The sequence below is a fragment of the Huaxiibacter chinensis genome (assembly GCF_022171985.1).
Classification (GTDB): domain Bacteria; phylum Pseudomonadota; class Gammaproteobacteria; order Enterobacterales; family Enterobacteriaceae; genus Enterobacter; species Enterobacter chinensis_A.
The window spans coordinates 21,590-42,568 of sequence record NZ_JAJVHF010000009.1 but is presented as its reverse complement, the minus strand read 5'-3'; the positions used below and the strand labels follow the sequence as shown (position 1 = coordinate 42,568).

General features: G+C 53.1%; 27 protein-coding genes. 23 read left to right on the top strand and 4 right to left on the bottom strand.

The window, feature by feature from the left end; translation table 11 throughout:
- Nucleotides 1–4: 4 nt before the first annotated feature.
- From LZP96_RS17960 to mdcH, 3 genes are read left to right on the top strand one after another with little or no spacing between them, the layout of a single operon-like run.
- On the top strand, nt 5–964 hold the full coding sequence (locus LZP96_RS17960) for an AEC family transporter (protein ID WP_064327704.1): 960 nt from the start codon (nt 5–7) through the stop codon (nt 962–964).
- 2 nt (nt 965–966) lie between these two features.
- Entirely contained in the window at nt 967–1,584 is a 618-nt protein-coding gene (locus tag LZP96_RS17955; RefSeq protein WP_064327703.1) for a malonate decarboxylase holo-ACP synthase, read from the top strand.
- Entirely contained in the window at nt 1,584–2,480 is an 897-nt protein-coding gene (gene mdcH, locus LZP96_RS17950; protein WP_064327702.1) for a malonate decarboxylase subunit epsilon, read from the top strand. The genes LZP96_RS17955 and mdcH overlap by 1 nt, the downstream gene beginning before the upstream one ends.
- Here the strand turns inward: mdcH and LZP96_RS17945 are convergent.
- Both LZP96_RS17945 and LZP96_RS17940 read right to left on the bottom strand, forming a co-directional pair.
- Nucleotides 2,470–3,408, bottom strand: a complete 939-nt coding sequence (locus LZP96_RS17945; RefSeq protein ID WP_064327701.1) for a LysR family transcriptional regulator — start codon at nt 3,406–3,408, stop codon at nt 2,470–2,472. The genes mdcH and LZP96_RS17945 overlap by 11 nt on opposite strands.
- A 16-nt stretch (nt 3,409–3,424) precedes the next feature.
- On the bottom strand, nt 3,425–5,329 hold the full coding sequence (locus LZP96_RS17940; RefSeq protein WP_064327700.1) for an ABC transporter ATP-binding protein: 1,905 nt from the start codon (nt 5,327–5,329) through the stop codon (nt 3,425–3,427).
- 125 nt (nt 5,330–5,454) lie between these two features.
- Here LZP96_RS17940 and kefG point away from each other — a divergent pair, with 125 nt between their 5' ends.
- The 4 genes from kefG to slyD all read left to right on the top strand — a co-directional run bounded on the left by kefG (nt 5,455) and on the right by slyD (nt 8,701).
- Nucleotides 5,455–6,006: a glutathione-regulated potassium-efflux system ancillary protein KefG gene (gene kefG / locus LZP96_RS17935; RefSeq protein ID WP_064327699.1), complete on the top strand. Its 552-nt coding sequence runs from the start codon at nt 5,455–5,457 to the stop codon at nt 6,004–6,006.
- Entirely contained in the window at nt 6,006–7,811 is a 1,806-nt protein-coding gene (gene kefB / locus LZP96_RS17930) for a glutathione-regulated potassium-efflux system protein KefB (protein WP_064327698.1), read from the top strand. The genes kefG and kefB overlap by 1 nt, the downstream gene beginning before the upstream one ends.
- 10 nt (nt 7,812–7,821) lie before the next feature.
- The gene (locus tag LZP96_RS17925; protein ID WP_064327697.1) at nt 7,822–8,022 is read left to right on the top strand and encodes a YheV family putative zinc ribbon protein; all 201 of its coding nucleotides are present in this window, start codon (nt 7,822–7,824) and stop codon (nt 8,020–8,022) included.
- Nucleotides 8,023–8,116: 94 nt separating this feature from the next.
- Nucleotides 8,117–8,701, top strand: coding sequence for a peptidylprolyl isomerase (gene slyD / locus LZP96_RS17920; RefSeq protein ID WP_064327696.1), 585 nt, complete (start codon nt 8,117–8,119; stop codon nt 8,699–8,701).
- A 52-nt stretch (nt 8,702–8,753) separates the two neighbouring features.
- On the opposite strand, the gene LZP96_RS17915 is transcribed toward slyD, so the two are convergent.
- A complete protein-coding gene (locus LZP96_RS17915; protein WP_064327695.1) occupies nt 8,754–8,972 on the bottom strand; it encodes a protein SlyX in 219 nt (72 codons plus the stop codon).
- Nucleotides 8,973–9,210: 238 nt separating this feature from the next.
- Between LZP96_RS17915 and fkpA the strand changes: the two genes are divergently transcribed.
- The 11 genes from fkpA to bfr all read left to right on the top strand — a co-directional run bounded on the left by fkpA (nt 9,211) and on the right by bfr (nt 17,407).
- Nucleotides 9,211–10,032 (top strand): FKBP-type peptidyl-prolyl cis-trans isomerase, encoded by an 822-nt coding sequence (fkpA, locus tag LZP96_RS17910; RefSeq protein ID WP_064327694.1) that lies wholly within the window; start codon nt 9,211–9,213, stop codon nt 10,030–10,032.
- 163 nt (nt 10,033–10,195) lie between these two features.
- A complete protein-coding gene (locus LZP96_RS17905; RefSeq protein ID WP_064327693.1) occupies nt 10,196–10,918 on the top strand; it encodes a helix-turn-helix transcriptional regulator in 723 nt (240 codons plus the stop codon).
- Nucleotides 10,918–11,304 carry a sulfurtransferase complex subunit TusD gene (gene tusD, locus LZP96_RS17900; RefSeq protein WP_064327692.1) on the top strand — a complete coding sequence of 129 codons (387 nt, stop codon included), beginning with the start codon at nt 10,918–10,920 and terminating at the stop codon, nt 11,302–11,304. The genes LZP96_RS17905 and tusD overlap by 1 nt, the downstream gene beginning before the upstream one ends.
- Entirely contained in the window at nt 11,304–11,663 is a 360-nt protein-coding gene (tusC, locus tag LZP96_RS17895) for a sulfurtransferase complex subunit TusC (RefSeq protein ID WP_064327691.1), read from the top strand. Before tusD ends, tusC begins: the two co-directional genes overlap by 1 nt.
- 7 nt (nt 11,664–11,670) lie before the next feature.
- Nucleotides 11,671–11,958, top strand: a complete 288-nt coding sequence (gene tusB, locus LZP96_RS17890) for a sulfurtransferase complex subunit TusB (protein WP_258926205.1) — start codon at nt 11,671–11,673, stop codon at nt 11,956–11,958.
- A gap of 124 nt (nt 11,959–12,082) precedes the next feature.
- Nucleotides 12,083–12,457, top strand: a complete 375-nt coding sequence (gene rpsL, locus LZP96_RS17885; protein ID WP_003023654.1) for a 30S ribosomal protein S12 — start codon at nt 12,083–12,085, stop codon at nt 12,455–12,457.
- 95 nt (nt 12,458–12,552) lie between these two features.
- On the top strand, nt 12,553–13,023 hold the full coding sequence (gene rpsG, locus LZP96_RS17880; RefSeq protein ID WP_015960721.1) for a 30S ribosomal protein S7: 471 nt from the start codon (nt 12,553–12,555) through the stop codon (nt 13,021–13,023).
- A gap of 95 nt (nt 13,024–13,118) precedes the next feature.
- Nucleotides 13,119–15,233 carry an elongation factor G gene (gene fusA, locus LZP96_RS17875; RefSeq protein ID WP_064327689.1) on the top strand — a complete coding sequence of 705 codons (2,115 nt, stop codon included), beginning with the start codon at nt 13,119–13,121 and terminating at the stop codon, nt 15,231–15,233.
- A gap of 67 nt (nt 15,234–15,300) precedes the next feature.
- Nucleotides 15,301–16,485 (top strand): elongation factor Tu, encoded by a 1,185-nt coding sequence (gene tuf, locus LZP96_RS17870; protein ID WP_064327688.1) that lies wholly within the window; start codon nt 15,301–15,303, stop codon nt 16,483–16,485.
- Between the two features lie 178 nt (nt 16,486–16,663).
- Nucleotides 16,664–16,858 carry a bacterioferritin-associated ferredoxin gene (gene bfd / locus LZP96_RS17865; protein ID WP_003863268.1) on the top strand — a complete coding sequence of 65 codons (195 nt, stop codon included), beginning with the start codon at nt 16,664–16,666 and terminating at the stop codon, nt 16,856–16,858.
- Between the two features lie 72 nt (nt 16,859–16,930).
- A complete protein-coding gene (gene bfr / locus LZP96_RS17860) occupies nt 16,931–17,407 on the top strand; it encodes a bacterioferritin (RefSeq protein ID WP_064327687.1) in 477 nt (158 codons plus the stop codon).
- Here bfr and LZP96_RS17855 read toward each other — a convergent pair.
- On the bottom strand, nt 17,391–17,864 hold the full coding sequence (locus LZP96_RS17855) for a prepilin peptidase (RefSeq protein ID WP_064327686.1): 474 nt from the start codon (nt 17,862–17,864) through the stop codon (nt 17,391–17,393). The two genes, bfr and LZP96_RS17855, sit on opposite strands and share 17 nt — an antisense overlap.
- 381 nt (nt 17,865–18,245) lie before the next feature.
- Here LZP96_RS17855 and rpsJ point away from each other — a divergent pair, with 381 nt between their 5' ends.
- Genes rpsJ through rplB form a run of 5 tightly spaced genes read left to right on the top strand, consistent with a single transcriptional unit; the run spans nt 18,246 to nt 20,973 of the window.
- Nucleotides 18,246–18,557 carry a 30S ribosomal protein S10 gene (gene rpsJ, locus LZP96_RS17850; RefSeq protein ID WP_001181005.1) on the top strand — a complete coding sequence of 104 codons (312 nt, stop codon included), beginning with the start codon at nt 18,246–18,248 and terminating at the stop codon, nt 18,555–18,557.
- A gap of 32 nt (nt 18,558–18,589) precedes the next feature.
- Complete coding sequence (gene rplC / locus LZP96_RS17845; RefSeq protein ID WP_016538466.1) at nt 18,590–19,219, top strand: 50S ribosomal protein L3; 630 nt, start codon at nt 18,590–18,592, stop codon at nt 19,217–19,219.
- Between the two features lie 10 nt (nt 19,220–19,229).
- On the top strand, nt 19,230–19,835 hold the full coding sequence (gene rplD / locus LZP96_RS17840) for a 50S ribosomal protein L4 (protein WP_003031119.1): 606 nt from the start codon (nt 19,230–19,232) through the stop codon (nt 19,833–19,835).
- On the top strand, nt 19,832–20,134 hold the full coding sequence (rplW, locus tag LZP96_RS17835) for a 50S ribosomal protein L23 (RefSeq protein WP_004868363.1): 303 nt from the start codon (nt 19,832–19,834) through the stop codon (nt 20,132–20,134). Before rplD ends, rplW begins: the two co-directional genes overlap by 4 nt.
- Before the next feature lie 17 nt (nt 20,135–20,151).
- Nucleotides 20,152–20,973: a 50S ribosomal protein L2 gene (gene rplB, locus LZP96_RS17830; protein WP_064327685.1), complete on the top strand. Its 822-nt coding sequence runs from the start codon at nt 20,152–20,154 to the stop codon at nt 20,971–20,973.
- The last annotated feature ends 6 nt before the right edge of the window (nt 20,974–20,979 follow it).

The following is a 20,979-nucleotide window of genomic DNA, read 5'->3' as shown; positions in this document are numbered from 1 at the left end:
ATTTATGACTTACGTAATTGTTCATGCTCTTGCACCGATTTTCATCATCATGCTGCTGGGATTCTGGGCCGGTAAGGCCAAAATGGTTGATAACAAAAATGTCTCCCTGCTTAATATTTTCGTCATGGATTTTGCCCTGCCTGCCGCGTTGTTTAGTGCGACAGTTCAGACCCCGTGGACGGGGATTGTTGCTCAGTCGCCGTTAATTCTGGTGCTCACCCTGGCCATGTGGATCACCTATGCGGTCATCTACTTTATGGCGATTAAGGTCTTTAAAAAATCACCTCAGGATGCCGCGGTACTGACATTGACGGTCGCCTTGCCGAACTATGCCGCGCTGGGTCTGCCCATTCTGGGCAGCGTGCTGGGCGAAAGCTCGTCGACATCGCTCTCTGTGGCGGTCTCAATCGCCTGTGGTTCCGTACTGATGACGCCGTTCTGCCTGCTGATTCTGGAACGCGAAAAAGCGCGTGCAGAAGGCAATAACTCAGGCTCAACCCTCTCTATGCTGCCCGTGCTGATGTGGCGTTCCATCAAAAAACCGATTGTCATGGGGCCGCTGCTGGGTGTGATTCTGTCAGCCATTGGCATTAAAATGCCGGAACTGGTTCTGGCCGCAATTAAGCCACTGGGCCTGGCGGCAACCGCCGCAGCGCTGTTCCTGACCGGGGTGATTCTTTCTGCCCGTAAACTGCAGATCAACACCATGGTAATTACCTCGACGATTGCCAAACTGCTGATTCAGCCCGCGATCGCATGGGGTATTGTGGTGATTCTGGGTCTGCACGGGCCGGTCGCCATTACCGCGATTCTGATGATTGCCCTGTCTGCCGGTTTCTTTGGCGTCGTCTTTGGCAACCGCTTTGGTGTGCAGTCGCCTGATGCGGAAGCGGTGCTGCTGTTGAGCTCCGTGCTGTGTATCCTGTCGTTGCCGCTGTTTATTTCGTTAACTTCAGGGATCTAACTATGACCTCAACATTACGCCCCCATGACTTAATCTGGCTGAACGCGCGTGAGGCGCTGGAAGGTATCACCGACGACTGGGTTGAAAGTGCATGGCACAGTGGCCTGCCGGTTGTGGTGCGGCGTGATGTTGACAATCAGGGTCGTATTCCCGTTGGTGTACGGGGTTTGCGTCGCGATCAGCGTGCCGCTGGATGGGTGGAGCCGAAAAATGTTTTACGCGTCGTCTCCCCCGAACAGCTCAGCACGGCCTGCGACCTGCTCCGCTCGCCGTTTATCACCCAGCCGCCGGTACAGGTCGCCGCGCAGCTTGCGCAGCAGGCGTGGCCGTGGACATGGGGCATTACAGGCAGCACGGGCTACGCACTGGCAACCGGGATTCCGGTGATACATGCCGACAGCGATCTTGATTTGCTTATCCGCGCCCCTTTGCCGCTTTCACCTGCGATGTTTGATAAATGGCAATCCCAACTGAGCCGAGCCCTCTGTCGTGCCGATACCCAGGTTGATACGCCTGAGGGCGGTTTTGCTCTGGCAGAGTGGCGACGAGACGGGAAGACGTTGCTGAAAACGCGCCGTGGGCCGCGCCTGGTGGCCGACCCGTGGCACAGGGAGGCGTAATGAAAATCGTGTTTACCTTTCCCGGTCAGGGAACGCAGCATGCAGGCATGCTGCAAAATCTGCCAGGCACGACGCTGGCGCAAGCCCGTGAGGTACTGGGTGCTGAAGTGGAGACCCTCGATACTGAAGCCTCGTTGACCCACACGCGGGCGGTACAGCTTTCGCTGTTGATTGCGGGCGTTGCCTGGGCGCGCGAGCTGGAACAACGCGGCGTGAAGCCGGATATTGTCAGCGGCCTGTCCATAGGCGCTTACCCGGCGGCGGTGGTGGCCGGCGCGCTGGAATTCACGGATGCGCTAAAGCTGGTCGCGCTGCGCGGCGATCTGATGGAGCAAGCGTATCCGCACGGGTATGGTCTGACGGCGATTATGGGCCTGACGCTGCCGCAGGTAGAAACGCTCCTTGCAGGCACCGGAACCTATATTGCCAACCTGAATGCCGAAACGCAGATTGTGATCGCCGGACCCGACGAAGGAATGGCGCAGGTGGCACAGCGTGCGCTGGCGAAAGGGGCCAATAAGGCGCATCGGCTGACCGTCAGCGTGCCTTCCCATTGCGAACTGCTGGCGGAGCCGGCGCAAAATCTGGTGGAGGCGTTTAAATCGGTGACGCTCTCCCGCCCGCGCTATGCGTACCTGAGCGGCAGCACAGGGCGCGTCCTCTGGACGCCTGAGAAGATAGCGGACGATCTGGCGATGAACATGGCACGCACGGTGCGCTGGCAGGAGGCGGTGATCTCCGCCAACGAGCGCGACGCCCGGCTGGCCATTGAAATGCCCCCAGGCGGCGTGCTGACCTGCTTAACGCGTCAGGCGGCGTGGGAAGGGGAATCCATTTCACTGGAGCGCAGCGGCATAGACGTGGCGGTGCATCTGGCGAAACGGCTCAGGGCGTGACGTTTTGCTCCAGACTGCGGGCATACATCCGCCCTTCGGCGGCCAGTGCCCGCAGGCTGGGATCCTGCTCGCGGTTGCGGGCAAAGACAATGGCGATCAGCTGTTGCATCTGGTACGGCTCGGCCAGCTTTTGCAGTTGAACGGAGCTTTCATACACTTTTTTCATCCGGCCCGGCATCAGGGTGTAGCCCACACCGGCCTGCACCAGACTGAGCATGGAGAAAATGTCATTCACCCGCGTCACAATCTCCGGCTCAAACCCGGCAATATGAAACGCCTCCTGAAAGCCTGCATAGGTGGCAAAACCTTCCGCCAGCGACACGAACTTCTGATCTTTATAATCGCGTAAGTCTGCCGGGCCGCTGCTGTTGAGCTTTGCGGAGGCGGGGGCGGCCAGGAAAATATCGTCCTGGAACAGGGGCAACACTTCGAGGGCGTTGCGATCGATATCGCTTTCGGAGATAGAGATCAGAATCGCGTCCAGCGTCCCTTCTTCGAGCAAATGCAGCAACATCTCGTTGGAACCCATTGTCAGATCCAGTTCCAGATCGGGACGACGCAGCTTCATGCCCATAATCAGGCGCGGCACGGTTTCCATCGTTAGCGAGTAGAGCGTGCCCACGCGCAGGCGACCCTGCCCAATTCCGGCAATTTTACGCGCCTCTTCCAGACCGCGCTCCATGACCTGCATGACCTCCTGGCAATACTCCAGCAATGTCCAGGCGGAGGGCAGGGCAATCAGGTTGCGGCCTTTATGCGTAAAGAGCGGGCAGCGAACGTTCTCTTCCAGCGTATGCAGGGCGCGATGCACGCTCACACCGCTGAGGCTCAACGCCTCGGCGGTACGGGCGATATTGCCCTTTTCCATGAAGGTCATGAAAATACTGAGCTTGCGGAATGTAATGTCACTCGTTATATCAATGCTCATAACCCTCCTGGTCCGTTTAGTCGCCTTGCAACATCTCTTCCAGCTGTTCCTGGGCTTCAAGCCAGGCCATTTCACAGGCTTCGAGGCCCGATTTGGCTTTTGCCTGAGTTTGCAGGCACTCGGTGAGTTCGGCTTTGCGGCTCTGGTCGTAAAGCTCGCTGTCACCCAGTTTTTCTTCAACGGTGCTTAACGTCGCGTTGAGTTTCTCCATCTCTTTTTCCAGACGGGCGATCTCTTTACGCAACGGCTGCGTTTGCGTGCGCAGTTCGGCTTCACGGCGTTTTTGATCTTTACGTGACTGGGCGCTATTGGCGTTATCTTTTGCCTCGTCTGCAGGCTGATTCTCCTGCTTTTGCACGTCGGTCAGCCACTGTTGATAATCTTCCAGGTCGCCGTCAAAGGCTTCGACTTTGCCGTCGTGCACCAGATAAAGATCGTCGGTCGTGGAGCGGATCAGGTGGCGATCGTGCGAGACGACAACCAGCGCGCCTTCAAATTCGATTAGCGCTTCGGTCAGCGCCTGACGCATGTCGAGATCCAGGTGGTTGGTCGGTTCATCGAGCAGCAGCAGGTTAGGCCGTTGCCAGACGATGAGCGCCAGCACCAGACGCGCTTTTTCGCCGCCGGAGAAGCGTTCCGTATTTTCGGTGACCTTATCGCCACGGAAACCAAAGCCGCCGAGGTAGTCACGCAGTTTTTGCTCCATCTCTTGCGGAGCGAGGCGTGCCAGATGCTGAATCGGGGATTCATCGGCGCGCAAAAATTCCAGCTGATGCTGAGCGAAATAGCCGAGCTTGATGCCTTTCGCCAGGCCAATTTCGCCGCTGACAGGGTTAAGTTCACCCGCAAGCAGTTTAATCAGCGTTGATTTACCGGCGCCGTTACGGCCCAGCAGACCAATGCGTGATCCCGGGACAAGGTTAAGCTTGATGGAGTCAAGGATGATGCGCTCGCCATAGCCCGCGCTGACTTTTTCCATTTTCAGCAAGGGATTCGGCAGGCTTTCAGGCTGACGGAAACTAAACTGGAATGGATTATCCACATGCGCCGGAGCAATCATCTCCATGCGTTCCAGCATCTTCACGCGGCTTTGCGCCTGTTTCGCTTTCGAGGCTTTTGCTTTAAAGCGATCCACAAAGCTTTGCAGGTGCGCCACGCGCTGCTGCTGGCTTTCGTACAGGGATTGCTGTTGGGCAAGGCGTGTCGCACGTTGACGTTCGAAGGAGCTGTAGTTGCCCGTGTATTCGAACATCGACTCCTGCTCGATATGGATGATTTTATCCACGACCGGATCGAGGAAGTCACGGTCATGCGAAATCAGAATCAGCGTGCCCTGATAGCTTTTCAGCCATTTTTCCAGCCAGATCACGGCGTCGAGATCCAGGTGGTTAGTCGGTTCATCAAGCAGCAGAAGATCGGAGCGGCAGATCAGCGCCTGCGCCAGGTTAAGACGCATACGCCAGCCGCCCGAGAAATCGCTCACCGGACGTTCAAGTTGTTCATTGCTGAACCCCAGGCCGTGCAGCAGGCTCGAGGCGCGTGAGCGAATGGTCCAGGCGTCGATAGCATCCAGCTTGCCGTGAACGGTGGCGATAGCATGTCCATCGTTGCGCTCGTTGGCCGCGTTGAGTTCACGTTCCAGCTTGCGGTATTCGCGGTCGCCATCAATGACATAGTCGAGCGCCGGCACGTTGAGCGCAGGCGTCTCCTGATTGACCCAGGCGAGCTGCCAGTTACCCGGATAGGTAAAGTTGCCGCCGTCGGCACTTATTTCATTTTTTAACAGGGCAAGCAGGGTCGATTTGCCGCAGCCGTTTTTACCCACCAGGCCCACTTTCTGCCCGGGGTTAATGGTGGCTGTCGCGTTGTCCAGAAGGACGCGCACGCCGCGACGAATTTGTAATGAGGAGAAAACAATCATAGAGCGCCGTGTGTTCCGACTATGTTAAGTTGTCATTATAATCAGGTTAAATGTACCGCCACGCGCAGCGTGGGGTGTGCCATGTTAGCCCAAAATGGCGATGATGACGACCCGGGAGGGGAATGATGTCCCAGACAGCAAAAGTGCTGCTGTTGTATGCCCATCCGGAATCCCAGGACTCGGTCGCAAACCGGGTTTTGCTTAAACCGGCTCAACAGCTGAGTAATGTGACGGTGCATGATTTATACGCGCACTATCCCGATTTTTTTATCGATATTCCTTATGAGCAAGAATTGCTGCGTCAGCACGATGTGATTGTGTTCCAGCATCCGCTTTTTACCTACAGCTGCCCGGCGCTGCTGAAAGAGTGGCTCGACCGCGTGCTGACCCGGGGGTTTTCCAGTGGGCCAGGAGGCAACCAGCTGGCGGGAAAGTACTGGCGGAGTGTGATTACCACCGGCGAGCCTGAAAGCGCCTATCGCCATGACAGCCTGAATCGCTATTCGATGAGCGATATTTTACGCCCGTTCGAACTGACCGCGGGAATGTGCCGCATGCACTGGATGAGCCCCATGATCGTCTACTGGGCCCGGCGTCAACCGGCGCAGGAACTGGCGAGCCATGCGAAAGCCTATGGCGAATGGCTCTCCTCACCCATCCCGGCAGGAGGTCAATGATGGAAGGTTCCGATCTGTTACTGGCGGGAGTGCTGTTTCTTTTTGCTGCTGTTTTAGCGGTGCCTCTGGCCGCCAGGCTTGGCATCGGTGCGGTGCTGGGTTACCTGCTGGCGGGCATCGCAATTGGTCCCTGGGGCCTTGGATTTATCAGCGATGTGGATGAAATCCTCCACTTCTCTGAGCTGGGTGTGGTGTTCCTGATGTTTATCATTGGGCTGGAACTGAACCCGTCGAAGCTCTGGCACCTGCGGCGATCGATATTCGGCGTGGGGGCCGCGCAGGTGGTTTTCAGCGCGGTGATTTTGGGCGGCTTACTGATGCTCACCGATTTCAGCTGGCAGGCGGCGGTTGTGGGAGGGATTGGCCTTGCCATGTCATCAACGGCAATGGCGCTGCAGCTGATGCGCGATAAGGGGATGAACCGCAATGAGTCCGGACAGCTTGGCTTCTCGATTCTGCTGTTTCAGGATTTAGCCGTAATCCCGGCGCTGGCACTGGTGCCCCTTTTGGTGGGACCGGGTGACGACCATTTTGACTGGGTGAAGATCAGCATAAAGGTACTGGCCTTCGCGGGTATGCTGGTGGGCGGACGCTTCCTGCTGCGTCCGGTCTTTCGCTTTATTGCCGCGTCCGGCGTACGTGAAGTCTTCACAGCCGCCACGCTGCTGCTGGTGCTGGGATCGGCGCTGTTTATGGATGCGCTGGGATTATCCATGGCGCTGGGCACCTTTATTGCCGGGGTTCTGCTGGCAGAAAGCGAATACCGCCACGAGCTGGAAACGGCCATCGATCCGTTTAAAGGCTTGCTGCTTGGCCTGTTCTTTATCTCCGTCGGGATGGCGCTAAACCTCGGCGTGCTTTATACCCATATACTGTGGGTAGTGATGAGTGTCGTTGTGCTGATTGCCGTCAAAACGCTGGTGCTTTACACCCTGGCCCGTATTTACGGCTTGCGCAGCTCGGAGCGGATGCAATTTGCGGGCGTGCTCAGTCAGGGGGGAGAGTTCGCGTTTGTCCTCTTCTCCACTGCATCTGCCCAGCGCGTATTCCAGGATGACCAGATGGCCCTGCTGCTGGTGACGGTGACGCTCTCGATGATGACGACGCCTGTGCTGATGAAAGCGATCGACAGAATGCTTTCCCGGCGGCTCAACCCGGTTGAGGATGAAGACGAGACGCCGTGGGTGGAGGATGATAAACCGCAGGTTATTGTGGTGGGGTTTGGGCGATTTGGTCAGGTTATTGGACGCCTGCTGATGGCGAATAAGATGCGCATTACGGTGCTGGAGCGGGATATCAGTGCCGTAAACCTGATGCGTAAATATGGCTATAAGGTCTATTACGGCGATGCAACGCAGCTTGAGCTGCTGCGCTCAGCCGGTGCCCAGGCGGCCGAATCGATCGTTATCACCTGTAACGATCCGGAAGATACGATGAAGATGGTGGAACTGTGTCAACAGCACTTTCCGCATCTGCATATTCTGGCGCGTGCACGAGGACGCGTTGAAGCGCATGAATTACTGCAGGCAGGTGTAAAGCATTTTTCACGCGAGACGTTTTCCAGCGCGCTGGAGCTTGGCCGTAAAACGCTGGTGTCGCTGGGGATGCATCCACACCAGGCGCAGCGCGCGCAGCTGCATTTCCGGCGCCTTGACATGCGCATGCTGCGTGAGCTGATGCCGGTGCACTCGGATACCGCGCAGATTTCCCGCGTGCGGGAAGCCCGACGCGAGCTGGAAGAGATCTTTCAGCGTGAGATGCAGCAGGAACGACGCCAGATGGACGGCTGGGATGAATTTGAATAAGGGTTAAAAGATGGCAGTACGTAAACGTTTTATTGCAGGGGCAAAATGCCCGGCCTGTCAGGCTCAGGATTCACTGGCGATGTGGCGCGAAAATAATATTGATATTGTTGAGTGCGTTAAGTGCGGACACCAGATGCGCGAGGCGGATAAAGAGGTACGCGAGCACGTGCGCAAAGAGGAGCAAGTGATCGGCATTTTTCATCCGGACTAGCGATATACCCAGAGTTTTTTTAAGCTAAAGGGTACACAGGTGCAGATTTCCGCTACAATCTGCGCCAGCAATTTTCCCACGCTCAGGAGATATCATGAAAGTAGCAAAAGACCTGGTGGTCAGCCTGGCCTATCAGGTACGTACAGAAGACGGTGTGTTGGTTGATGAGTCTCCGGTGAGTGCGCCGCTGGACTACCTGCATGGTCACGGTTCCCTGATTTCCGGCCTGGAAAGCGCGCTGGAAGGTCACGATGTTGGCGATAAATTTGACGTTGCTGTAGGTGCTAACGACGCTTACGGTCAGTACGATGAAAACCTGGTTCAGCGCGTGCCTAAAGACGTCTTCATGGGCGTTGACGAGCTGCAGGTTGGCATGCGTTTCCTGGCAGAAACTGACCAGGGTCCCGTTCCGGTTGAAATCACCGAAGTGGAAGACGAGCATGTTGTGGTTGATGGTAACCACATGCTGGCTGGCCAGAACCTGAAGTTCAACGTGGAAGTTATCGCGATCCGTGAAGCCACTGAAGAAGAGCTGGCTCATGGCCACGTTCACGGTGCGCACGGTCACGACCACGATCACGACCATGACGGTTGCTGCGGTGGTCACGGCCACGATCATGACCACGGTCACGAGCACGGCAAAGGTGGTTGCGGTAACGGCGGCTGCGGTTGCCACTAATTTCCTGATACGGAAATAAAAAAGCGGGATTAAATCCCGCTTTTTTTACGTCTCAATAATGAGGCGGAGGTGTTTCTTCTGCCTGTGAAGCCAGGTGAGAAGACTGCGTTGCTTTCACTTTTTCCGTCAGCAAGCGTAAAAGATCGCGAAGTTTCGCCATTTCTAATTCATGAGCCGTGACGGTCTGGTTCAGTTCTTCGATGGTAACATCCTGGAACGCCAGACGGCTTTCCAGCTCGGCCAGCCGCGCTTCCATGGTTTTTTCGTGCATGATTGACCTCGTCATTTACTGTTACGCCATCAGACATTGGCGGTGTCGAATTTTACCCGAGTTTAGCCTGCTGTGCAGTATCCATCCCTCCCGCAAGAAACTTATTTAAACAAAAATAGTCTGAAAAGTAGCGAGATTAGGGGGAGTCCGTCTGTAGATTTCTTCTGCAACGTTCTATAGTACGCATCTCATTTACATTTAATACTGGGGCGAGAGGCCCCGGTTCCTGGAGATATGGATGAAATCACTGTTTAAAGTCACGCTGCTGGCGACGACAATGGCCGTTGCGCTGAATGCGCCACTCTCTTTCGCTGCCGATACTGCGGCGAAACCTGCTGCAAGCGCAGAGAGTAAAGCGGCGTTCAAAAATGACGACCAGAAATCAGCGTACGCGCTGGGCGCATCTCTGGGCCGTTACATGGAAAACTCTCTGAAAGAGCAGGAAAAACTGGGCATCAAACTGGATAAAGATCAGCTGATCGCCGGTGTTCAGGATGCGTTTGCCAACAAAAGCAAACTGTCTGACCAGGAAATTGAACAGACTCTGCAGGCTTTCGAAGCTCGCGTGAAGTCCTCCGCTCAGGCGAAGATGGAAAAAGACGCCGCGGATAACGAAGCGAAAGGTAAAGCCTTCCGTGAGAAATTTGCCAAAGAGAAAGATGTGAAAACCTCTTCTACTGGCCTGCTGTATAAAGTCGAGAAAGCCGGTACCGGTGACGCGCCTAAAGACAGCGATACGGTTGTCGTGAACTACAAAGGGACGCTGATTGACGGTAAAGAGTTCGATAACTCTTACACCCGCGGTGAGCCGCTCTCCTTCCGTCTGGACGGTGTTATCCCTGGCTGGACCGAAGGCCTGAAAAACATCAAGAAAGGCGGTAAAATTCAGCTGGTTATTCCACCAGACCTGGCTTACGGCAAAACCGGTGTTCCGGGTATCCCGGCCAATTCTACGCTGGTCTTCAACGTAGAGCTGCTGGATATCAAACCAGCGCCGAAAGCGGACGCCAAGCCTGAAGCGGCGACCGACGAAAAAGCAGCAGACGCTGCGAAGAAGTAAAAGAGTGACGCCGCCGCCTTTAAGGCGGCGGTTTTTTTATTATGGGGCAGATATAATTAACACTGGAAAGCATTGCCTACGCTGTATTAATTTAGTTGTCCGTGTAAATATGAGCCTGCCCTGAAAACATAACGACAGGCTCCTGAAAAGGAGTGTTTTTTTCATGTCCAGGTCGCTTTTAACCAACGAAACCAGCGAGCTTGATCTGCTGGATCAACGTCCTTTCGATCAGACCGACTTCGATATCTTAAAATCCTACGAAGCGGTGGTGGACGGGTTAGCGATGCTCATAGGCCCGCACTGCGAAATCGTATTGCACTCCTTGCAAGATCTTAAATGTTCCGCCATCCGCATTGCCAATGGTGAGCACACTGGTCGCAAAATTGGCTCGCCAATCACCGACCTTGCATTGCGTATGCTGCACGACATGACCGGCGCGGACAGCAGCGTCTCAAAATGTTATTTCACCCGTGCCAAAAGCGGCGTGCTGATGAAGTCAGAAACCATCGCTATCCGTAACCGCGATCACCGCGTCATTGGTTTGCTGTGCATCAACATGAACCTTGATGTGCCTTTCTCGCAGATCATGAGCACCTTTATTCCACCGGAAACGCCTGATGTAGGGTCATCCGTCAACTTTGCGTCTTCTGTGGAAGATTTGGTCACACAGACGCTGGAGTTCACCATCGAAGAGGTGAACGCCGATCGCAACGTGTCGAACAACGCCAAGAACCGCCAGATTGTGTTGAATCTCTATGAGAAAGGCATTTTCGACATTAAAGATGCGATCAACCAGGTGGCCGATCGTCTGAACATCTCAAAACATACGGTTTATCTCTATATTCGTCAGTTCAAAAGCGGCGATTTCCTGGGGCAGGATAAGTAATGCGCTTTGCGTTAATGGTCACAGGGCCGGCATACGGCACTCAGCAGGCAAGCAGCGCCCTGCAGTTCGCGCAAACCTTGCTGCAGGCTGGCCATCACGTAATGAATATTTTCTTCTACCGCGAAGGCATCTACAACGCGAACCAGCTCACGTCCCCGGCCTCCGATGAGGTTGATATGGTACGCGCCTGGCAGACGCTTCACGAAAAGCACGGCGTTGAGCTACATATCTGTGTTGCTGCCGCATTGCGCCGTGGCGTCGTGGACAGCACGGAGGCTGAACGGTTAGGGCTGACAGGGGCGAATCTCCAGTCAGGATTTTCTTTAAGTGGTTTAGGCGCGCTGGCACAGGCTGCGCTTACCTGCGATCGTATGGTGCAATTCTGATGAAGCGCGTGGCGTTTGTTTTTACGTCAGCCCCCCATGGAAGCGCATCCGGTCGGGAAGGGCTGGATGCGTTGCTGGCGACTTCGGCTCTTACCGAAGAGATTGGCGTCTTTTTTATCAGCGACGGTGTCCTTCAGATCCTTGCAGGACAGCAGCCGCAGAAAATACTGGCCCGGGATTATATCGCCACCTTTAAGGTCCTGCCTCTCTATGACATTGAGTCAATTTGGGTCTGTGCGGAGTCGTTAAAAGCGCGCGGTCTGGCTGAAAGTACCCCTATGGTACTGGAAGCGACAGCGCTGGCGCCCGATGCCCTGCGTAATGAACTCTCCCGGTACGATACCGTTCTGACATTCTGAGGCCGCTATGCTCCATACCCTCCGCCACTCACCCTGGCAATGTGACATCGACAGCCTGCTCCGTATGCTGAGTGAAGGCGACGATCTGCTGCTTATCCAGGATGGTGTGCTGGGCGCCATTAAGGGCAATCGCTTCGTTGAAATTTTCAGCAATGCCCCCATATCCATCTCTGCACTAAGGGAAGACATTGATGCCCGCGGTCTTTCTGGTCAAATTTCAGCCAAAATCGACGTCGTTGACTATACTGACTTCGTTAATCTTGCCGTGAAGCATGCCAGTCAAATGAGCTGGTAAGCCGAGATCGTTGTATATTTCTTGACACCTTTTCGGCGTGGCCCTAAAATTTCGCGTCCTCATATTGTGTGAGGTCGATTTATTACGTGTTTACGAAGCAAAAGCTAAAACCAGGAGCTATTTAATGGCAACAGTTAACCAGCTGGTACGCAAACCACGCGCTCGCAAAGTTGCAAAAAGCAACGTGCCTGCGCTGGAAGCCTGCCCGCAGAAACGTGGTGTATGTACTCGTGTATATACCACCACTCCTAAGAAACCAAACTCCGCACTGCGTAAAGTATGCCGTGTGCGTTTGACCAACGGTTTTGAAGTGACTTCCTACATCGGTGGTGAAGGTCACAACCTGCAGGAACACTCCGTGATCCTGATCCGTGGCGGTCGTGTAAAAGACCTTCCGGGTGTTCGTTATCACACCGTTCGTGGTGCACTTGACTGTTCCGGCGTTAAAGACCGTAAGCAGTCTCGTTCCAAGTATGGCGTGAAACGTCCTAAGGCTTAATGGTTCTCCGTTAAGTAAGGCCAAACTGTTTTAACTAATGTCAAACTAAACTCTATGAGTTTTGGACAATCCTGAATTAACAACGGAGTATTCCCATGCCACGTCGTCGCGTCATTGGTCAGCGTAAAATTCTTCCAGATCCGAAGTTCGGATCAGAACTGCTGGCAAAATTCGTCAATATCCTGATGGTAGATGGTAAAAAATCTACTGCAGAAGCTATCGTATACAGCGCGCTTGAGACCCTGGCTCAACGCTCTGATAAAAACGCACTGGAAGCTTTCGAAGTCGCTCTCGACAACGTTCGCCCTACTGTAGAAGTTAAGTCCCGCCGCGTTGGTGGTTCTACTTATCAGGTTCCAGTTGAAGTTCGTCCGGTTCGTCGTAATGCTCTGGCAATGCGTTGGATCGTTGAAGCTGCTCGTAAACGCGGTGATAAATCCATGGCCCTGCGTCTGGCGAACGAACTTTCTGATGCTGCAGACAACAAAGGTACTGCAGTTAAGAAACGTGAAGACGTTCACCGTATGGCAGAAGCCAACAAGGCGTTCGCACACTACCGTTGGTAATCCCTTCGGAGTCATAGTCACCAGACGGGCGCTTCAGAGAAGCTGCCCGCTCTGGGTTACTTAACTGAACGCCAAAGAAACAAACGAGGAATCAAATGGCTCGTACAACACCCATCGCACGCTACCGTAACATCGGTATCAGTGCGCACATCGACGCCGGTAAAACCACTACTACCGAACGTATTCTGTTCTACACCGGTGTAAACCATAAAATCGGTGAAGTTCATGACGGCGCAGCTACCATGGACTGGATGGAACAGGAGCAGGAGCGTGGTATTACTATCACCTCCGCAGCGACTACTGCATTTTGGTCAGGTATGGCTAAGCAGTATGAGCCGCACCGTGTAAACATCATCGACACCCCGGGGCACGTTGACTTCACCATCGAAGTTGAACGTTCCATGCGTGTTCTTGATGGTGCTGTAATGGTTTACTGCGCAGTTGGTGGTGTTCAGCCGCAGTCTGAAACCGTATGGCGTCAGGCAAACAAATATAAAGTTCCACGCATCGCGTTCGTTAACAAAATGGACCGTATGGGTGCTAACTTCCTGAAAGTTGTTGGTCAGATCAAAACCCGTCTGGGCGCGACTCCGGTTCCGCTTCAGCTGGCAATTGGTGCTGAAGAAGGTTTCACCGGTGTTGTTGACCTGGTGAAAATGAAAGCCATCAACTGGAACGAAGAAGACGCAGGCGTAACCTTCACTTATGAAGATATTCCAGCTGACATGCAGGACCTGGCCGAAGAATGGCACCAGAACCTGATCGAGTCCGCTGCTGAAGCTTCAGAAGAGCTGATGGAGAAATACCTGGGTGGTGAAGAACTGACTGAAGAAGAGATCAAAAAAGCTCTGCGTCAGCGTGTTCTGAACAACGAAATCATCCTGGTAACCTGTGGTTCTGCGTTCAAGAACAAAGGTGTTCAGGCAATGCTGGATGCGGTAATTGATTACCTGCCATCTCCAGTAGATGTTCCTGCGATCAACGGTATCCTGGACGACGGTAAAGACACGCCGGCTGAACGTCACGCAAGTGATGAAGAGCCGTTTGCTGCTCTGGCGTTCAAAATCGCTACCGACCCGTTCGTGGGTAACCTGACGTTCTTCCGCGTGTACTCTGGCGTGGTTAACTCTGGTGACACCATCCTGAACTCTGTGAAAGCGGCACGTGAGCGTTTCGGTCGTATCGTACAGATGCACGCAAACAAACGTGAAGAGATCAAAGAAGTTCGCGCTGGTGACATCGCTGCAGCTATCGGTCTGAAAGACGTAACTACTGGTGATACCCTGTGTAACCCAGATGCGCCAATCATTCTGGAGCGTATGGAATTCCCAGAGCCAGTAATCTCTATCGCCGTTGAACCAAAAACCAAAGCTGACCAGGAAAAAATGGGTCTGGCTCTGGGTCGTCTGGCAAAAGAAGATCCATCATTCCGCGTATGGACTGATGAAGAATCTAACCAGACCATCATCGCTGGTATGGGTGAACTGCACCTCGACATCATCGTTGACCGTATGAAACGTGAATTCAACGTTGAAGCGAACGTGGGTAAACCACAGGTTGCTTACCGCGAAGCGATTCGTGCGAAAGTTACCGATGTTGAAGGTAAGCACGCCAAGCAGTCTGGTGGTCGTGGTCAGTACGGTCATGTTATTATCGACATGTACCCTCTGGAGCCTGGCTCAAACCCGAAAGGTTACGAGTTCATCAACGACATCAAAGGTGGTGTAATTCCTGGTGAATACATCCCTGCCGTTGATAAAGGCATTCAGGAACAGCTGAAGTCTGGCCCGCTGGCGGGTTACCCGGTAGTCGATCTCGGTGTGCGTCTGCACTTCGGTTCTTACCATGACGTTGACTCCTCTGAACTGGCGTTTAAACTGGCCGCTTCTATTGCCTTTAAAGAAGGCTTTAAGAAAGCGAAACCAGTTCTGCTTGAGCCTATCATGAAGGTTGAAGTAGAGACTCCGGAAGAGAACACGGGTGATGTCATCGGTGACCTTAGCCGTCGTCGTGGTATGCTGCGCGGTCAAGAATCCAACGTGACTGGCGTTGTGATCCACGCTGAAGTTCCGCTGTCTGAAATGTTCGGATATGCAACTCAACTGCGTTCACTGACCAAAGGTCGTGCTTCTTACTCCATGGAGTTCCTGAAGTATGACGATGCGCCGAACAACGTTGCTCAGGCCGTAATCGAAGCTCGTGGCAAATAAGCCATAGGGTTAAAAACAAAATCCCGTGCCCCCTCGGTGAGGGGGCACTATAGTAAGGAATATAGCCGTGTCTAAAGAAAAATTTGAACGTACAAAACCGCACGTCAACGTCGGTACTATCGGCCACGTTGACCATGGTAAAACTACCCTGACTGCTGCAATCACTACCGTTCTGGCTAAAACCTACGGTGGTTCTGCTCGTGCATTCGACCAGATCGATAACGCACCAGAAGAAAAAGCTCGTGGTATCACCATCAACACTTCTCACGTTGAATATGACACCCCGACTCGCCACTACGCACACGTAGACTGCCCAGGCCACGCCGACTATGTTAAAAACATGATCACCGGTGCTGCGCAGATGGACGGCGCGATCCTGGTTGTTGCTGCGACTGACGGCCCTATGCCTCAGACTCGTGAGCACATCCTGCTGGGTCGTCAGGTAGGCGTTCCTTTCATCATCGTGTTCCTGAACAAATGCGACATGGTTGATGACGAAGAGCTGCTGGAACTGGTAGAGATGGAAGTTCGTGAACTGCTGTCTCAGTACGATTTCCCAGGCGACGATACTCCAATCGTACGTGGTTCTGCTCTGAAAGCGCTGGAAGGCGAAGCAGAGTGGGAAGCGAAGATTGTTGAACTGGCTGGCTTCCTGGATTCTTACATCCCAGAACCAGAACGTGCTATCGACAAGCCATTCCTGCTGCCAATCGAAGACGTATTCTCTATCTCCGGCCGTGGTACTGTTGTTACCGGTCGTGTAGAGCGCGGTATCGTTAAAGTTGGCGAAGAAGTTGAAATCGTTGGTATCAAAGAGACTGCTAAGTCTACCTGTACCGGCGTTGAAATGTTCCGCAAATTGCTGGACGAAGGCCGTGCTGGTGAGAACGTTGGTGTTCTGCTGCGTGGTATCAAACGTGAAGAAATCGAACGTGGTCAGGTTCTGGCTAAGCCAGGCTCTATCAAGCCGCACACCAAATTCGAATCTGAAGTTTACATCCTGTCCAAAGATGAAGGCGGCCGTCATACTCCGTTCTTCAAAGGCTACCGTCCACAGTTCTACTTCCGTACAACTGACGTGACTGGTACCATCGAACTGCCAGAAGGCGTTGAGATGGTAATGCCAGGCGACAACATTCAGATGGTTGTTACCCTGATCCACCCAATCGCGATGGATGACGGTCTGCGTTTCGCAATCCGTGAAGGCGGCCGTACCGTTGGCGCGGGCGTTGTTGCTAAAGTTCTGGGCTAATTAATTATCCCTGAATTAAAAAGGACGCTTCGGCGTCCTTTTTTGTTTTATGCGAGTCTGTATTTGTCACAAATTTTCGCATTTTTTGTCCCGTTCCGACGCGTATCCTGCGGCCTGTGCTATTGTAATCATAACCATTCTCACTTACACTTTGCGCATATTTTGAACGGGAGTCTGTATGTACGTTTGCTTATGTAATGGTGTGAGTGATAAAAAAATTCGTCAGGCCGTTCGTCAATTTCAGCCACAATCCTTCCAGCAGCTGCGCAAGTTTGTTCCCGTAGGAAATCAGTGCGGTAAGTGCGTACGCGCCGCCCGTGAGATCATGCAGGATGAACTGATGCAGATCCCAGAATTCAAAGAGATTGCCTAAGCACCGATCTTTTTTTTGACATCCCTGTAGCCCGTTCTACGCTTCAATGAGTGGAAGCGGAGGGACTATATAATGAAAGGTGATGTGAAAATCATAAGTTATCTCAATAAATTATTGGGAAATGAGCTTGTCGCAATCAATCAGTATTTTCTTCATGCAAGAATGTTCAAAAACTGGGGCCTGACGCGCCTCAATGATGTTGAATACCACGAATCCATCGATGAGATGAAACACGCAGATAAGTACATCGAGCGTATTTTGTTCCTTGAAGGCATTCCTAACCTGCAGGATCTCGGCAAACTGGGCATCGGCGAAGACGTCGAGGAGATGCTCCGTTCAGACCTGGCGCTGGAACTTGAAGGGGCGAAAGATCTGCGTGAGGCGATTGCCTATGCGGATAGCGTCCATGACTACGTGAGCCGCGATATGATGATTCAGATTCTGGCCGATGAGGAAGGTCACATCGACTGGCTGGAAACTGAGCTGGATCTGATCGGCAAGATTGGCCTGCCAAACTATCTTCAGTCGCAGATCAAAGTGGAAAATTAATCAGGCTTTGCCAGCCGACGCATAAACCCGCTGCTGCCAGAAATGGCCCAAAAGGCAGTGGGTTTTTTAATGGCTCTTTTTCAGGCTGACATAAAGAGAGAATGAGAAGATACACGAGTGCCATGAGCGCCGCGACGAGCGCCAGTACGGGTAAAATGCACCATCCATGCCATGCTCCAAGCGCTGCCACATATTTTACATCGCCATAGCCCAGCCCCTCGCGATGGCATACCAATCGAAACCCCCAGTAGATAGCCGAAAAACCCAGATAGCCAGCCATCGCCCCAACCACCGCGCTCGGAAGAAAAGAGGGGTGAATGCAAAGCTGGAAGAGCAGGCCTGCCCAGAGTAACGGACACACATAGCGGTCCGGCAACAATCCCGTGCGAATATCTTCACGTACCAGTAAAACCGAAAGCATTAAATAGACGAGCAAAAAGGGCAGGGTGGTCAGCATGTCATCATCCTTGAAAAGAGGTTTAGCGCATCATCCTCACATCATTCATGGGCGACAAATTGAAAATTAAGACCCTGCGTGTCGGCTTCCACTCATGTGGTGAAGGGCCGCGCGTTTTCAGAAAGAATGCGAGCGGCTGCGCATAATGAATCTCTGGCGCTTATTTTCTAAACGACACTTGCGTCTCGCCCAGATTTACGTATAATGCGCGGGCTTGTCGTAATTGACGGCGGGTTCAATCAGAACCGGAGTAACTCATTTTGTTACTCAACAATGCTCCCAATTGGGGGGCTACGTAAGAACGGTTACACTCTCCCATCAATCGTAATGGGTTTGAGTAGTGATCATTTTCGTTTATAAAATAATTGGAGCTCTGGTCTCATGCAGAACCAAAGAATCCGTATCCGCCTGAAAGCGTTTGATCATCGTCTGATTGATCAATCAACCGCGGAAATCGTCGAGACTGCTAAGCGCACTGGTGCGCAAGTCCGTGGTCCGATCCCGCTGCCGACCCGCAAAGAGCGCTTCACTGTTCTGATCTCTCCGCACGTTAACAAAGACGCGCGCGATCAGTACGAAATCCGCACTCACAAGCGTCTGGTTGACATCGTTGAGCCAACCGAGAAAACCGTTGATGCTCTGATGCGTCTGGATCTGGCTGCCGGTGTAGACGTGCAGATCAGCCTGGGTTAATCAGGTCATCGAGCGATTGAGAGGTTGATACAATGATTGGTTTAGTCGGTAAAAAAGTGGGAATGACTCGCATCTTCACTGAAGATGGCGTATCTATCCCAGTAACCGTAATCGAAGTTGAAGCAAACCGCGTTACTCAGGTTAAAGACCTGGCTAACGATGGCTACCGTGCTGTTCAGGTTACCACTGGTGCTAAAAAAGCTAACCGTGTAACCAAACCAGAAGCGGGTCACTTCGCTAAAGCTGGCGTTGAAGCTGGCCGTGGTCTGTGGGAATTCCGTCTTGCTGAAGGCGAAGAGTTCACCGTAGGTCAGGACATTAGCGTTGAGCTGTTTGCTGAAGTTAAAAAAGTTGACGTAACCGGTACCTCTAAAGGTAAAGGTTTTGCTGGTACCGTTAAGCGCTGGAACTTCCGTACTCAGGATGCCACGCACGGTAACTCCTTGTCTCACCGCGTTCCGGGTTCTATCGGTCAGAACCAGACTCCGGGCAAAGTGTTCAAAGGCAAGAAAATGGCAGGTCAGCTGGGTAACGAACGTGTGACTGTTCAGAGCCTGGACGTAGTACGTGTTGACGCTGAGCGCAACCTGCTGCTGGTTAAAGGTGCAGTTCCGGGTGCAACCGGTAGCGACCTGATCGTTAAACCAGCTGTGAAGGCGTAAGGGGATAGCAATGGAATTAGTATTGAAAGACGCGCAGAGCGCGCTGACTGTTTCCGAAACTACCTTCGGTCGTGATTTCAACGAAGCGCTGGTTCACCAGGTTGTAGTTGCTTATGCAGCTGGTGCTCGTCAGGGTACTCGTGCTCAGAAGACTCGTGCTGAAGTAACTGGTTCCGGCAAAAAGCCGTGGCGCCAGAAAGGTACCGGCCGTGCGCGTTCAGGTTCTATCAAGAGCCCGATCTGGCGTTCCGGTGGCGTGACCTTCGCTGCTCGCCCGCAGGACCACAGTCAAAAAGTAAACAAAAAGATGTACCGCGGCGCGCTGAAAAGCATTCTGTCCGAACTGGTACGTCAGGATCGTCTGATCGTTGTCGAATCATTCTCTGTTGAAGCGCCTAAAACTAAGCTGCTGGCACAGAAACTGAAAGACATGGCTCTGGAAGATGTGCTGATCATCACCGGTGAGCTGGACGAAAATCTGTTCCTGGCTGCGCGCAACCTGCACAAGGTTGACGTACGCGATGCAACAGGTATCGACCCGGTTAGCCTGATCGCCTTCGACAAAGTCGTAATGACTGCTGATGCTGTTAAGCAAGTTGAGGAGATGCTGGCATGATTCGTGAAGAACGTCTGCTGAAGGTGCTTCGTGCGCCGCACGTTTCTGAAAAAGCGTCTGCTGCGATGGAAAAAACCAATACCATCGTTCTCAAAGTTGCTAAAGACGCGACCAAAGCAGAAATCAAAGCTGCTGTGCAGAAACTGTTTGAAGTCGAAGTCGAAGTCGTTAACACCCTGGTTGTTAAAGGGAAAGTTAAACGTCACGGACAGCGTATCGGTCGTCGTAGCGACTGGAAAAAAGCTTACGTCACCCTGAAGGAAGGCCAGAATCTGGACTTCGTCGGCGGCGCTGAGTAAGTCGGAGGAGTAATACAATGGCAGTTGTTAAATGTAAACCGACATCTCCGGGTCGTCGCCACGTTGTTAAAGTGGTCAACCCAGAGCTGCACAAGGGCAAACCTTTTGCTCCGCTGGTTGAAAAAAACAGCAAATCCGGTGGTCGTAACAACAATGGCCGTATCACCACTCGTCACATCGGTGGTGGTCACAAGCAGGCTTACCGTATTGTTGACTTCAAACGCAACAAAGACGGTATCCCGGCAATTGTTGAGCGTCTTGAGTACGATCCGAACCGTTCCGCGAACATCGCGCTGGTTCTGTACAAAGATGGCGAACGCCGTTACATCCTGGCCCCTAAAGGCCTGAAAGCTGGCGACCAGATTCAGTCTGGCGTTGATGCTGCAATCAAAGCAGGCAACACCCTGCCGATGCGCAATATCCCGGTTGGTTCTACCGTTCATAACGTAGAAATGAAACCAGGTAAAGGCGGTCAGATGGCACGTTCCGCTGGTACTTACGTTCAGATCGTTGCTCGTGATGGTGCTTATGTCACCCTGCGTCTGCGTTCTGGTGAAATGCGTAAAGTCGAAGCAGACTGCCGCGCTACTCTGGGCGAAGTTGGCAATGCTGAGCATATGCTGCGCGTTCTGGGTAAAGCTGGTGCTGCACGCTGGCGTGGTGTTCGTCCTACCGTTCGCGGTACTGCGATGAACCCAGTCGACCACCCACATGGTGGTGGTGAAGGTCGTAACTTTGGTAAGCACCCGGTATCTCCGTGGGGCGTTCAGACCAAAGGTAAGAAGACCCGCAGCAACAAGCGTACTGATAAATTTATCGTACGTCGCCGTAGCAAATAATATTAG